Here is a 13,167-nt window from a genome sequence, read left to right as displayed (position 1 = left end):
ATATATCCTTAGAAAGGAGGTGATCCAGCCGCACCTTCCGATACGGCTACCTTGTTACGACTTCACCCCAATCATCTGCCCCACCTTCGGCGGCTGGCTCCATAAAGGTTACCTCACCGACTTCGGGTGTTGCAAACTCTCGTGGTGTGACGGGCGGTGTGTACAAGGCCCGGGAACGTATTCACCGCGGCATGCTGATCCGCGATTACTAGCGATTCCAGCTTCACGCAGTCGAGTTGCAGACTGCGATCCGAACTGAGAACAGATTTGTGGGATTGGCTAAACCTTGCGGTCTCGCAGCCCTTTGTTCTGTCCATTGTAGCACGTGTGTAGCCCAGGTCATAAGGGGCATGATGATTTGACGTCATCCCCACCTTCCTCCGGTTTGTCACCGGCAGTCACCTTAGAGTGCCCAACTGAATGCTGGCAACTAAGATCAAGGGTTGCGCTCGTTGCGGGACTTAACCCAACATCTCACGACACGAGCTGACGACAACCATGCACCACCTGTCACTCTGTCCCCGAAGGGAAAGCCCTATCTCTAGGGTTGTCAGAGGATGTCAAGACCTGGTAAGGTTCTTCGCGTTGCTTCGAATTAAACCACATGCTCCACCGCTTGTGCGGGCCCCCGTCAATTCCTTTGAGTTTCAGTCTTGCGACCGTACTCCCCAGGCGGAGTGCTTAATGCGTTAGCTGCAGCACTAAGGGGCGGAAACCCCCTAACACTTAGCACTCATCGTTTACGGCGTGGACTACCAGGGTATCTAATCCTGTTCGCTCCCCACGCTTTCGCTCCTCAGCGTCAGTTACAGACCAGAGAGTCGCCTTCGCCACTGGTGTTCCTCCACATCTCTACGCATTTCACCGCTACACGTGGAATTCCACTCTCCTCTTCTGCACTCAAGTTTCCCAGTTTCCAATGACCCTCCCCGGTTGAGCCGGGGGCTTTCACATCAGACTTAAGAAACCGCCTGCGAGCCCTTTACGCCCAATAATTCCGGACAACGCTTGCCACCTACGTATTACCGCGGCTGCTGGCACGTAGTTAGCCGTGGCTTTCTGGTTAGGTACCGTCAAGGTGCAAGCAGTTACTCTTGCACTTGTTCTTCCCTAACAACAGAGCTTTACGATCCGAAAACCTTCATCACTCACGCGGCGTTGCTCCGTCAGACTTTCGTCCATTGCGGAAGATTCCCTACTGCTGCCTCCCGTAGGAGTCTGGGCCGTGTCTCAGTCCCAGTGTGGCCGATCACCCTCTCAGGTCGGCTACGCATCGTCGCCTTGGTGAGCCGTTACCTCACCAACTAGCTAATGCGCCGCGGGTCCATCTGTAAGTGACAGCCGAAACCGTCTTTCATCCTTGAACCATGCGGTTCAAGGAACTATCCGGTATTAGCTCCGGTTTCCCGGAGTTATCCCAGTCTTACAGGCAGGTTACCCACGTGTTACTCACCCGTCCGCCGCTAACATCCGGGAGCAAGCTCCCTTCTGTCCGCTCGACTTGCATGTATTAGGCACGCCGCCAGCGTTCGTCCTGAGCCAGGATCAAACTCTCCGAAAAAGTACAAAACCAAAGTTTTGCTTTTCGCCAGTTTGACTGACTACCTATGATGTATCATAGGATTTTTTTATAAAAACTCGAATTAACAGGTACGTTTTGTCTTGTTTAGTTTTCAAAGATCATCTTCGTTATCGCTCGTAAGCGACTTTAATATCTTAACATTTTTCTTCGGTTGAAGTCAAGAACTTTTTTCATTTTCTTTTTTCAACCTCGTTGCTGTTTTGCGGCAACGAATAATAATATACCATCTGGATTCTTTTCTTGCAATAGTTTTTTAAAAAAAAGTTTCATTTTATGAAAAATAAAAAGCGCCACAGATCAAATGGCGCTTTTGTTGATGTATTAACGGTTTCTCATTTGCGGGAAAAGCAGTACATCTCTGATTGATGGAGAATTTGTTAGCAGCATGATTAATCGGTCGATACCGATTCCTAGTCCGCCTGTTGGCGGCATGCCATATTCTAATGCTTCAACAAAATCGTCATCCATGAGATGCGCTTCGTCATTTCCTTCTTCACGTTCTTTTAATTGAGCTTCAAAGCGTTCTCTTTGGTCGATTGGATCATTCAGCTCGGTGAATGCATTTGCATGCTCGCGGCGCACGATGAATAGCTCAAAGCGGTCCGTGAAGCGCGGGTCTTCAGGATTTTTCTTAGCTAATGGAGAAATCTCGACTGGGTGCCCGTAAATAAAAGTAGGCTGAACCAGTGTTTCTTCTACTTTTTGCTCGAAGAACTCATTGATAATATGACCTACTGTCATGTTTTTTGTGATTTCAACACCGTGATCAGCAGCATGCTGTTTTGCTTCTTCTACAGACATCTCTTGCCAGAAGTCTACACCTGTCGCTTCTTTGACTGCTTCAACCATATGGAGTCTCTTCCATTCAGGTTTTAGATCAATTTCATCTTCTCCATATTGAATCGTTGTTGTTCCTAGTACCTCTTGAGCAATATGAGCAATCAAGTTTTCCGTTAGGTTCATGATGTCTTTATAGTCTGCATATGCTTCATACAGCTCAATCATAGTAAATTCCGGGTTATGACGAGTTGAGACTCCTTCATTACGGAATACGCGACCAATCTCGTATACTTTCTCTAGACCACCGACAATTAGACGTTTTAAATGCAGCTCGATCGCAATACGCATATAAAGCGGCATATCAAGTGCATTGTGATGAGTAATGAAAGGACGAGCTGATGCACCACCAGGGATGCTATGCATTGTTGGTGTTTCAACTTCTAGGTATCCTTTTGAATCTAAGTATCTTCTCATTGATTGAATGATTTTGCTTCGCATGATGAACGTCTGCTTACTTTCTGGATTGACAATCAAGTCAAGGTAACGCTGACGATAGCGTTGTTCTACATCTTTTAGTCCGTGATATTTATCAGGGAGCGGGCGAAGTGCTTTTGTAAGAACCTCAAAGCTAGTCGCTTTAATTGAAAGTTCTCCTACATTCGTTTTAAATACGGTTCCCGTCACACCAATAATATCGCCTAGGTCTGAGCTTTTGAATAATTCGTAAGCTTCTTCTCCTACACTATCTTTACGTACATAGATTTGAATTTGTCCTTCTAAGTCTTGAATGTGTGCAAAGCCAGCTTTCCCTTTTCCACGCTTTGTCATCATACGGCCAGCAATTGTTACTTGAGCTGCTTTTTCTTCTAAGTCTTCTTTTGAAAACTCGTCATATTCAGCAATAATTTGTGCAGATTGATGAGAACGGTCATATCGTTCACCGAATGGATCGATACCCTCTTCTCTCATTTTATTCATTTTGTCACGTCTTACTTGGAATTGATCATTTAATTCTTCGTTATTAAGCCCTTCATTACTCATTTATATCACTCCAATAATGTATTTTGCAGAGAAAAGCAGAAAAACTGCCAGTACGTGCACTAGCAGTGAGCTACAAAAAGAAAGATAGTCTTATCCTACTTTTATTCTTTGAAGCTCTTTTGCCTCGGCTTCGATCGTAAAGTCATCTAGAACTTTTACAAGCTCCGCTCTCGTTTCACTTTGATTGATTTGGTTTCTTACATCTGCATTGCCTCGGACACCTTTTAAGTACCATGCTGCATGTTTTCTCATTTCTCTGACAGCCACATGCTCGCCTTTCAGGTCTATGAGTCTGTCTAAGTGAAGTTTGCACACAGACATTTTCTCACGCACATTAGGCTCTTCTTTTAGTTCACCCGTTTCTAAATAATGAACCGTCCGGTAAATCATCCACGGGTTTCCTAGTGCGGCTCTTCCGATCATGACAGCATCTGCACCCGTTTCATCAAGCATACGTTTTGCATCCTGAGGGGTTTTGACATCTCCATTGCCGATGACTGGAATGGAAACAGATTGTTTGACCTCTTTTATAATATCCCAATTCGCTGTTCCTTCGTACATCTGCACACGTGTCCGTCCGTGAAGCGCAACCGCTTGTCCACCTGCTCGTTCAACAGCACGGGCATTGTCGATAGCGAAGATATGGTCTTCGTCCCAGCCCATTCTCATTTTCACCGTAACAGGTTTATCTACAGCATCTACGACTGCGGATACCATTTCGTAAATCTTGTTTGGATCCAGCAGCCATTTCGCTCCTGCGTCACATTTCGTGATCTTTGGTACAGGACATCCCATATTAATATCAATAATGTCCGCCGTTGTATTCTGGTCTACAAACTTGGCCGCTTCCACGAGCGTGTCCTTTTCTCCCCCAAATATCTGAAGGCTCAACGGTTTTTCACGTTCATCAATGTACAGCATGCCCATCGTTCTGGCATTATTAATCAAGATCGCTTTGTCACTGACCATTTCAGCGCAGACTAAGCCCGCTCCAAACTCTTTCACAGTGAGTCTGAAAGCAGAGTTACACACACCAGCCATTGGTGCGAGCACTACTTTGTTTTTAATTTCAATATCTCCGATTTTAAACATCTAGTCCCCTCCTTTCCTCTTCAAGTATTGGTGAAAGTTCTTCCACCGTTATATTTAAAGCATCTGCTATTTGACCAACCATTTGGTTTGTTGGTAATCGATTGCCTCGCTCAATTTCCCCTAAGACAGAGACAGAGATGCCCAGTCTTTTGGCGAACCCTTCCTGAGTATACCCTTTTAGCTTTCGGTATGCACGAATTCTTCTACCCCACATGTCTTTTTCCATATGCTTACACCTTCTTGGTCTGTTACGGCGTTTATCTGGGCTTCGCCGATTTCTGGGCAAATCTCACTCATCGGAACAAGAACGAATAAACGTTCGTACATTCTAGGATGCGGCACTACAAGTTGTTCTGTTTCAATATTTTCACGATTATAAAGTAAAATGTCAAGGTCAGCTGTCCGTGGACCCCACCTCACTTCTCTTGTTCTGCCCAACTCCTGCTCAATGTTCTGAGTCAGTGATAGAAGTTCTTCAGGACGAAGCGAGGTGGAAATCTTCACAGCCATGTTCAAGAAGTCATCCTGATTCTCGTAGCCTACAGGTGTTGTCTCATATATAGATGAAATGGATTCAACTTGAACACCTGGATGTTCGTGAAGTTTTTTGACAGCTTCTTTTAAGTAGGTTTCCTTTTTTCCTATGTTTGAACCTAAAGCGATATATGCTGTATTGTTCATGCGCGTGATCTCGTCATTTCAATAGCAACGGACTGATAGTGTCCTGGAATTGGCGGATCTGGTTTGATTACTTTTACTGTACATTCTTGAACTGTCGGAAAGTCCTTTAACACTTGGTTTGCAATTCTTTCTGTCAGCGTTTCAACGAGGTTCACTGGGTCCCCTTCTACAATATTTTTGCAGATGTTGTAGAGCTCAGCATAGTTGATGGTCTCATTTAGGTCATCCGTTTGTCCTGCCTTACTTAAATCAAGTGAAGCTGTTAGGTCCACACGAAAGCGCTGGCCTAGTTTATTCTCTTCTGCAAATACACCGTGATAGCCGTAAAATTCCATTCCGTTTACATATACTTTATCGATGATAAGCGCCTCCTTTATTCAGCATGGCATCCATCATTTTTGCCATTCTTGCGATTTCTTTTACATCGTGCACTCGGACCATTGCGCTGCCCTTTTGAATCCCAAGACAGACCGTCGCACCCGTTCCTTCAGTACGTTCTTCAGGCGGCAGATCTAAAACTGCACCGATGAATCGTTTGCGGGATGTTGCTAGCAGCAGCGGATACCCAAGGTGGCAAAAATGTTCAAGTTCATTCATGACCATGAGGTTGTCAGTTTTATTTTTCGCAAATCCTACACCAGGGTCTAATATAATCATGTCATCACGGACACCCGCTTGTTTTACAATTTGAACACTTTCTTTCAGATCTGCAATCATATCTGAAATCAGATGGGTGTAATTCCGCTCTGGTCGATTGTGCATTAAGATGATTGGCACGTTGTGCTTCGCTGCCACATGCGCCATTTGAGGATCAGCTTTCGCCCCCCATACATCATTAATGATTGAGGCTCCTGCTTTCACTGCCTCATCTGCGACAGGGGCTTTATACGTATCAATAGAAATAGGTATGTCCAATTCTTTTGTGATCTTCTCAATGACAGGAATGACCCTTGAAAGCTCCTCTTGCTCTGAGACAAGTGCCGCCCCCGGCCGAGTCGATTCACCGCCAATATCAATAATATGCGCCCCATCTTCTATGAGCTGCGCTGCATGAGCCAGCGCTTTATCCATTTGATTGAATTTTCCTCCATCTGAAAAAGAGTCCGGTGTGACATTTAAAATGCCCATGACCAATGTCTTTTCTTCATAACTAAGGGTATGGTGCTTGGCTTGTATGATTTTAGGCTGTTTTATCAATTGTTGTGTCATTGTGTCCACCTACTCTTTATGTTCTAGACGTGCTTTTGTATATTCTGTTCTCAGCTTGGTCGAAATCGTTCGGTTGTGGTTTTGCAGGACGGTGTCTCCGATATTTTTAAAAGGCACAATTCCCTGAACCGAATTGGTCATCCACGCCTCATCAGCTGAGAGCAAGTGCGAGAGTGGATATCTTCCTTCTATTAGTGGGATTCCCAAAGCTTGCAGCGTTTCGATACAATATCGACGGGTAACCCCGTTTAAAATGCCGGTATCAAGTGAAGGTGTATAGATCACATCTTTTTTTCGCCAAAATAGATTTGACGTAATTCCTTCTGCCACATCGTCTTCTTTCGTTAAAAAGATCCCTTCTACCGACGGATCGTTCCCTATTTCTCTTTTCGCCAGCAGGTTGTTCATGTAATGATGCGACTTGAGCCGTCTTGGACCTTCCGGTGTGTTTCTTCTTGTATCAAGAATGATTCCCTGTTTTTCATCTACTATTGATTCGGGCCGGAATGGGGAGATCATCACAAAAACAACAGGCTCCTCATAAGGGTCTGCAGAAAATCCATTGCCTCTGCCCGCAGAAACATTGAAGCGGATCCTCGCATGACCGCCCGTTATTAGGTTTTGATTTATTAATGTATGAATGATGTCGAGTACAAATGGTTTCTCTATTGTGGATTCGATGCAAAGGTCACGCAATGATTGATTGAGCCTTTCAAGATGCCAGTCTAACAAGAAGACTTGTCCTGCCAGAGAGGTAAATGTTTCGAATACACCGATGCCATATAGAAAACCATGATCAAAAGGAGAAAGAGTCGCGTCTTTCTCCTCTATATACTGACCGTTCAGGTAAATGATCATGCGTTTACTTCATTCCCCTTTTTACGATAGGTTTCAATGAAATTTCTGAGCATTTCTTTACCGAAGGACGTCATAATCGATTCTGGATGGAATTGAACACTTTCAATCGGAAGTTCTTTATGGCGAATGGCCATGAGTTCGCCTTCCTTTGTTCTCGCTGTTCTGACAAAGCACTCCGGCAGCGTCTCGTCTTTAACAATTAATGAATGATATCTCGTGGCGACGAGCGGATTTTGTAGTCCCATGAAGACACCTTTGCCGTCATGTTCAATCTCTGATGTTTTCCCATGCATTAACCGCTCCGCACGAATGACATCTCCACCAAATACTTGTGCAATGGATTGATGACCTAAACAGACACCGAAGATCGGAATCTTCCCAGCAAAATGTTTGATCGCTTCCATACTAATTCCTGCTTCATCCGGACTGCAAGGTCCTGGAGAAATCATCAGAAAGTCTGGCTTGAGCTCTTCGATTTCTTGAATAGTGACTTGATCGTTTCGTTTTACAATCAGTTCTTCCCCAAGCTCACCTAAATACTGGACCAGGTTGTACGTAAATGAATCGTAATTATCAATCATTAATATCATACTCTGCTCACCTCTAACTCAAAATAGTCTCTTCTTTGCTCAACTGTAATGCTTTTTTCACTGCATAGGCTTTTTTAATCGATTCTTTGTATTCGTGCTTTGGTACAGAATCGATGACAATGCCTGCACCTGACTGCATGAAGGCTCTGCCCCCTGTACAATAAGCCGTACGAATGACGATATTAAAGTGCATATCTTGATTGAATCCAAACCAGCCTATAGATCCAGTATAAAGCCCACGCCTTGTCGGCTCAAGTTCTTCTATGATTTCCATTGTTCTCACTTTTGGCGCACCTGTAATCGTTCCACCTGGGAATACAGCTCTCATGACATCTACTGCATCACAATCATCACGCAGCTCCCCTTGGACATTTGATACAATGTGCATCACGTGTGAATATTTCTCAATGGCCATAAATTCGTTCACCTTGACTGAGCCATAAGTAGACACTCGTCCAAGATCATTCCGCTCAAGATCAACGAGCATCACATGTTCTGCGCGTTCTTTTTCATCTTCAATGAGTTCTTTTGCCAGCGCTTGATCTTCCGCATCATCCTTGCCTCTTGATCTTGTGCCAGCGATCGGTCTTGTTTCGAGCTGAATGCCTTTTTTCTTAATAAGCAGCTCTGGAGATCCACAGACAATTTGGAAATCTGGCGTGTGCAGATATGACATATATGGAGATGGATTCACGTGACGTAATGTTTTGTATAAATGATATGGGTGGGTATGAAGCTGTTCATCTTGTCTAATGGATAGGTTCACTTGGAACACGTCACCGCTGGCGATATATTGTTTAATCGTTTCTACAGCTACCCCGAAAGCTTCTTCAGTAAAAGGTGCAGCAGGTACACATTCCGAAGAAGACACGTTGACAGGTGAATGTGCTGATTCTTCTGATGTGCTTGTCCAGCTTTGCTTTAATTCTTCGAGTCTTTGATGAACTTCACTGACAGGTTCGTCTCCTTCTGTATGAGTCATCAGCCAGAGGACGTCTTCTTTATGATCAAAGACAGCGACATCATTGAATACGAGGAAATACAAGTCGGGCGTCTTCAAATCATCGATGGACAGCATTTTAAAATGCTCGATATATCTTGCGTAATCATAGCTTAAAAATCCAATCGCTCCACCTTGGAAGTCAGGATATTCATCGTTCGTTTCGGTTTGCAGGGTTTGAAACCAATCAGCAAATGCCCTGAAAGGATCTCCCTCTTTGAACAACACCTCATTCTGATAATGGATGGTGATCATCCCGTCCTTCCCTTTCGCTTTAGCGATCGGATGAATGCCGGCAATACTGTAATCTCCGCCACGTGCACTTTCAAGAAGGACGTGATGTGATTCATGAGCCGTTAATTGTTCGTAGCGTTTCAAGAATGCATCTTTCGTAAAAGGAATTTTGATGCCCATCGGCCTACGTTGTGTCATGTAATCATCCTTTTTTATTTTCATTAATCTTATTGTAATGCAATCCATTTTAATTAGAAAATAGTATTTGCTTTCCATCTTCAGAATTCATGAAAAAACCCCAGCAAATGCTGGGGTGTATTGTTTAATCAAATTGATAAAGCGGCGTACTAAGGTAACGCTCACCGTTACTTGGAATAATCGCTAGAACCTTTTTCCCTTTACCAAGCTTCTTCGCTGTTTGAAGCGCTGCATAAATGGCTGCTCCTGAAGATATACCACCAAGGATTCCTTCTTCTTTCGCTGCCTTTCTTGCAAGCTCAAATGCATCTTCGTTTTTCACTTGGATAATGCCGTCATATACTTCTGTGTTCAAGATAGATGGAACAAACCCTGCTCCGATGCCTTGAATTTTATGCGGACCTGGTTTCCCGCCTGATAGTACAGGAGAATCTGTTGGTTCTACCGCATAGAGCTGAATAGATGGAATGGCTTCTTTCAGGACTTCACCAGCACCTGTAATCGTACCGCCAGTACCAACTCCTGCAATAAATGCATCAAGGTCGCCGTCGAATTGTTCAAGAATCTCTTTCCCTGTCGTGCGGCGGTGAATCTCAGCATTGGCTTCATTGCTGAACTGCTGAGGCATGAAGTATCCGTGCTCTTCTGCTAATTCTTCTGCTTTTTTGATGGCACCTTTCATTCCTTCTGCACCCGGTGTTAATACAAGTTCTGCACCGTAAGCGCGTAAAAGGTTGCGGCGCTCCTGACTCATTGTATCCGGCATAACTAAAATCGCATTGATTCCTTTTGCAGCCGCGACCATCGCAAGACCGATTCCTGTGTTTCCACTTGTTGGCTCAATGAGTGTGTCACCAGCTTTTAATGTACCTTTTGCTTCAGCATCTTCGATCATCGCTAACGCAATACGATCTTTTACACTGCTGCCTGGGTTCATATATTCAAGTTTCAAGTAGACATCCGCACTGTCTTCATCTACTAAACGGTTTAATTTAACGACTGGTGTATTTCCTATTAGTTCAAAAACTGAATTTGCAATACGAGCCATCACTAACACCTCTATCTCCGAGTAATTTTATTGTATTAATATTAAATTATCAATTTCGAAAAATTTTGTCAATGCTTTTAGTCCTGCTCTCCATCGTAAAACCATGTGACTTTTGCTTCTTTCCACAGGGTTTTGACATTCGCCTTTTCACCCAGATCTTCCATGGCGATCTGCCTTTTGATCTGATCTTTGACTTCTTCATAAGAGAAGGAGCGGCCATTTAATTTTTCTTTTAATTGTATGATGGCATAACCGTTTTTGATCTCGATCGGCTCTTTCGTCCATTCATCTGGCTGAAGCTTTTGGGCTTCTTGTATGTATAGGGCTGGGATGCTTTCTTGTTCTTCTGTGACAAATCCAAGATCTCCGCCGTAAGGAGAGGTATATCGGTCGATGGATCGTTCCGCTGCTACAGCTTCGAAACTAGATCCGCCCTTTAAATCTTTTAATACACTTTGTGCCTCGTCTTTTGTTTTCACAACAATGTGGCGAATTCGGTATGAGTCATCATATTGATACAAGTCTTTGTTTTTTTCATAAAAGGATTTGGCTTCTTTTTCAGAAACGACCGCATCTCTCGTTAGAAGCTGTTCCAATAAAATTTGATAACGAATCTGCTCTTTCCATTCCTTTTCACTTGTATGACCGTCTTCGTAGAAATTATTAGATACCGCTTTCAGCATCAGCAGCTCACGATTGATCTCTTTTGAAGATACCTCCAGCTTGTTTTCTTTCGCAAGCTGATTGACTACCTTCTGATTGATCATTTGTTCAAGTGTTGCCTTTCCGTAGCGGTCTTCCATTTTCTTCAACCATTCTTGACGTGTGACTTTCTCTTTCCCAATAGAAGCAATTTCTTCACCGCTCTTCCCATTTGAAGAAGCCTGCGACATTTGTGACTTTGTTAATACATATGCAATGACAATGGCATTAATCATGAGCAGAACGAGGATAAATGTCCATACCACTCTTGCTTTCAGTCTCATCTTTCGTCTCCTTTCCATTCTAAAAAGAAAACCCGCTGCTTAGAGCTTAGCGGGTTATTTCTTCACGTAGCTCTTCTAGCTCTTCTTTTGTAAATACATACGTTTCGTTACAAAAATGGCATTGAGCTTCTGCTTGTCCGTCTTGTTCAATCATATCCTCAATTTCGGCTTTCCCTAGGCTGATAATACCGTTGGCAAACCGTTCTTTTGAGCAGTTACAAGAAAATTCGACAGGTACAGTTTCTAAAATTTGAGGTTTTTCACCGAGCACTTCTTCTAAAATTTCTTCAGGAGTCATCCCTTTTTCAATCAGTTTAGAGATCGGTTCAATGGTTGATAATCTCTTTTCGAGTCTTTCGATGACTGCATCTTCTGTTCCAGGCAGCAATTGAATGATGAAACCGCCTGCTGCAAGGATCGAGTTGTCTGGATTGACAAGAACACCCACACCTACAGAGGATGGCACTTGTTCAGAGGAGACCAGGTAATAAGTAAAGTCATCTCCAATTTCACCTGAGACAATTTCCGTTTGCCCTGTAAAATGGTCTTTCAGTCCGATATCTTTGACAACACTTAACGTTCCAGATGTTCCAACAGCACGTCTAACGTCCAGCTTCCCATGTTCATTTAAATCAAAGTGAACTTGTGGGTTTGAGACATATCCGCGCACCTGACCTTTTGCGTTTCCATCCGCAATGATGGCTCCGATCGGCCCGCCGCCTTCAATTTTGACAGTTAATTTATTCTCGCCTTTCAGCATGGCTCCCATCATGACAGTCGCTGTCATGGTTCTACCGATTGCAGCTGAAGCAGTTGGCCACGTATGGTGTCTTCTCTGCGCTTCGTTGATTGTATCTGTTGTGTTCGCAGCATACGCACGGACTTTCCCGTCATATGCTAACGCTTTAACTAAATAATCCATTTTGATTAAACCCTCCTATAATACACCGACACGATTGCGTTCATAAATTAATTGGAGTCCTTTTAATGTGAGGAACGGATCGACAATATCAATACAGTCTGATTCATTTCCAATCAATGTAGACAAACCGCCTGTTGCAATGACTTTCGGTGTTTGTTTGGCTTGCTGCTTCATCCGTTTCACTATTCCCTCGACTTGACCAACATATCCATACAGGATACCTGATTGCATCGCACTGATCGTGTTTTTCCCTACGATATGATCTGGACGAACAATTTCAATCCTTGGCAGCTTAGCCGCTCTTGTATATAAAGCCTCTGTTGAGATGGTAATACCCGGTGCAATTGCGCCACCCATGTATTGTTTTTGTTCATTGATATAGCAGTAGGTTGTGGCTGTTCCAAAGTCTACCACAATGAGAGGTGCCCCATACAGGTGAATGGCCGCCACTGCGTTCACAATTCGATCAGCGCCGACTTCCTTTGGATTGTCACACATAATGTTTAATCCAGTCTTCATGCCAGGCCCAACGATTTGAGGAGTAATGTGAAAATACTTTTCGCACATTCTTTCCAGAGCAAACATCATTGGCGGGACAACAGAAGAAATAATAATCCCTTCTATCTGGTCAAACATCAGCCCTACATAGTCAAATAAGGATCGGATTGCCATACCAAATTCATCTTCTGTTTTATGACGGCTTGTTTCAATCCTCCAATGGTAGTTCAAATCGCCATTATGATAAACACCTAAAACGGTATTTGTGTTTCCTACATCTATCACCAGTAACAACTTCATCACCACTTTGAATAGTGTCTCAAAAAGAGCATTTTTCGACTTTCTATCATACCATACACGAATTGAGTTCCATTTGTAAACAATTCGAAACCGATCCATTCATGAATCGAAATAAAAAAAGCTGCCGGTGAGCCCGACAGCTTTTTAT

The 13,167-nt window shown here is 43.6% G+C and carries 13 protein-coding genes and 1 rRNA gene; all 14 read right to left on the bottom strand.

Annotation, left to right across the window (positions count from 1 at the left end):
- Positions 1-12: 12 nt before the first annotated feature.
- A 16S ribosomal RNA gene (locus MHB38_RS00495) occupies positions 13-1,561 on the bottom strand.
- A gap of 342 nt (positions 1,562-1,903) precedes the next feature.
- The gene (gene lysS / locus MHB38_RS00490) at positions 1,904-3,403 is read right to left on the bottom strand and encodes a lysine--tRNA ligase (RefSeq protein WP_025206611.1); all 1,500 of its coding nucleotides are present in this window, start codon (positions 3,401-3,403) and stop codon (positions 1,904-1,906) included.
- Positions 3,404-3,493: 90 nt separating this feature from the next.
- Positions 3,494-4,495 carry a tRNA dihydrouridine synthase DusB gene (gene dusB, locus MHB38_RS00485; protein ID WP_035391540.1) on the bottom strand — a complete coding sequence of 334 codons (1,002 nt, stop codon included), beginning with the start codon at positions 4,493-4,495 and terminating at the stop codon, positions 3,494-3,496.
- A complete protein-coding gene (locus MHB38_RS00480; protein WP_017366448.1) occupies positions 4,488-4,721 on the bottom strand; it encodes a helix-turn-helix domain-containing protein in 234 nt (77 codons plus the stop codon). Before MHB38_RS00480 ends, dusB begins: the two co-directional genes overlap by 8 nt.
- Positions 4,673-5,176 carry a 2-amino-4-hydroxy-6-hydroxymethyldihydropteridine diphosphokinase gene (gene folK / locus MHB38_RS00475; protein WP_007496156.1) on the bottom strand — a complete coding sequence of 168 codons (504 nt, stop codon included), beginning with the start codon at positions 5,174-5,176 and terminating at the stop codon, positions 4,673-4,675. The genes MHB38_RS00480 and folK overlap by 49 nt, the downstream gene beginning before the upstream one ends.
- Positions 5,173-5,535, bottom strand: a complete 363-nt coding sequence (folB, locus tag MHB38_RS00470; RefSeq protein ID WP_024719372.1) for a dihydroneopterin aldolase — start codon at positions 5,533-5,535, stop codon at positions 5,173-5,175. The genes folK and folB overlap by 4 nt, the downstream gene beginning before the upstream one ends.
- A complete protein-coding gene (gene folP, locus MHB38_RS00465; RefSeq protein ID WP_008341807.1) occupies positions 5,528-6,385 on the bottom strand; it encodes a dihydropteroate synthase in 858 nt (285 codons plus the stop codon). The genes folB and folP overlap by 8 nt, the downstream gene beginning before the upstream one ends.
- A gap of 9 nt (positions 6,386-6,394) precedes the next feature.
- Positions 6,395-7,243, bottom strand: coding sequence for an aminodeoxychorismate lyase (gene pabC, locus MHB38_RS00460; RefSeq protein ID WP_202734061.1), 849 nt, complete (start codon positions 7,241-7,243; stop codon positions 6,395-6,397).
- A complete protein-coding gene (gene pabA / locus MHB38_RS00455; RefSeq protein WP_202734063.1) occupies positions 7,240-7,833 on the bottom strand; it encodes an aminodeoxychorismate/anthranilate synthase component II in 594 nt (197 codons plus the stop codon). The genes pabC and pabA overlap by 4 nt, the downstream gene beginning before the upstream one ends.
- Positions 7,834-7,846: 13 nt before the next feature.
- Positions 7,847-9,265: an anthranilate synthase component I family protein gene (locus MHB38_RS00450; RefSeq protein WP_341002032.1), complete on the bottom strand. Its 1,419-nt coding sequence runs from the start codon at positions 9,263-9,265 to the stop codon at positions 7,847-7,849.
- Between the two features lie 124 nt (positions 9,266-9,389).
- A complete protein-coding gene (gene cysK / locus MHB38_RS00445) occupies positions 9,390-10,313 on the bottom strand; it encodes a cysteine synthase A (protein WP_008341814.1) in 924 nt (307 codons plus the stop codon).
- Between the two features lie 77 nt (positions 10,314-10,390).
- Entirely contained in the window at positions 10,391-11,299 is a 909-nt protein-coding gene (locus tag MHB38_RS00440; RefSeq protein ID WP_202734067.1) for a peptidyl-prolyl cis-trans isomerase, read from the bottom strand.
- A gap of 46 nt (positions 11,300-11,345) precedes the next feature.
- Positions 11,346-12,221 carry an Hsp33 family molecular chaperone HslO gene (gene hslO / locus MHB38_RS00435; RefSeq protein WP_007496169.1) on the bottom strand — a complete coding sequence of 292 codons (876 nt, stop codon included), beginning with the start codon at positions 12,219-12,221 and terminating at the stop codon, positions 11,346-11,348.
- 15 nt (positions 12,222-12,236) lie between these two features.
- The gene (locus MHB38_RS00430) at positions 12,237-13,013 is read right to left on the bottom strand and encodes a type III pantothenate kinase (protein WP_008341820.1); all 777 of its coding nucleotides are present in this window, start codon (positions 13,011-13,013) and stop codon (positions 12,237-12,239) included.
- Between the last annotated feature and the right edge of the window lie 154 nt (positions 13,014-13,167).

The sequence above is a fragment of the Bacillus sp. FSL K6-3176 genome (assembly GCF_038003325.1).
Taxonomy (GTDB): Bacteria; Bacillota; Bacilli; order Bacillales; family Bacillaceae; genus Bacillus; species Bacillus altitudinis.
Note: the sequence above shows the minus strand (reverse complement) of the source record. Positions and strands in the feature narration are given on the sequence as shown.

Coding starts and splice junctions, on each gene's coding strand:
- lysS (WP_025206611.1), bottom strand. CDS start 3,403: ATGAGTAATGAAGGGCTTAATAACGAAGAATTAAATGATCAATTCCAA.
- dusB (WP_035391540.1), bottom strand. CDS start 4,495: ATGTTTAAAATCGGAGATATTGAAATTAAAAACAAAGTAGTGCTCGCA.
- MHB38_RS00480 (WP_017366448.1), bottom strand. CDS start 4,721: ATGGAAAAAGACATGTGGGGTAGAAGAATTCGTGCATACCGAAAGCTA.
- folK (WP_007496156.1), bottom strand. CDS start 5,176: ATGAACAATACAGCATATATCGCTTTAGGTTCAAACATAGGAAAAAAG.
- folP (WP_008341807.1), bottom strand. CDS start 6,385: ATGACACAACAATTGATAAAACAGCCTAAAATCATACAAGCCAAGCAC.
- pabC (WP_202734061.1), bottom strand. CDS start 7,243: ATGATCATTTACCTGAACGGTCAGTATATAGAGGAGAAAGACGCGACT.
- pabA (WP_202734063.1), bottom strand. CDS start 7,833: ATGATATTAATGATTGATAATTACGATTCATTTACGTACAACCTGGTC.
- MHB38_RS00450 (WP_341002032.1), bottom strand. CDS start 9,265: ATGACACAACGTAGGCCGATGGGCATCAAAATTCCTTTTACGAAAGAT.
- cysK (WP_008341814.1), bottom strand. CDS start 10,313: ATGGCTCGTATTGCAAATTCAGTTTTTGAACTAATAGGAAATACACCA.
- MHB38_RS00440 (WP_202734067.1), bottom strand. CDS start 11,299: ATGAGACTGAAAGCAAGAGTGGTATGGACATTTATCCTCGTTCTGCTC.
- hslO (WP_007496169.1), bottom strand. CDS start 12,221: ATGGATTATTTAGTTAAAGCGTTAGCATATGACGGGAAAGTCCGTGCG.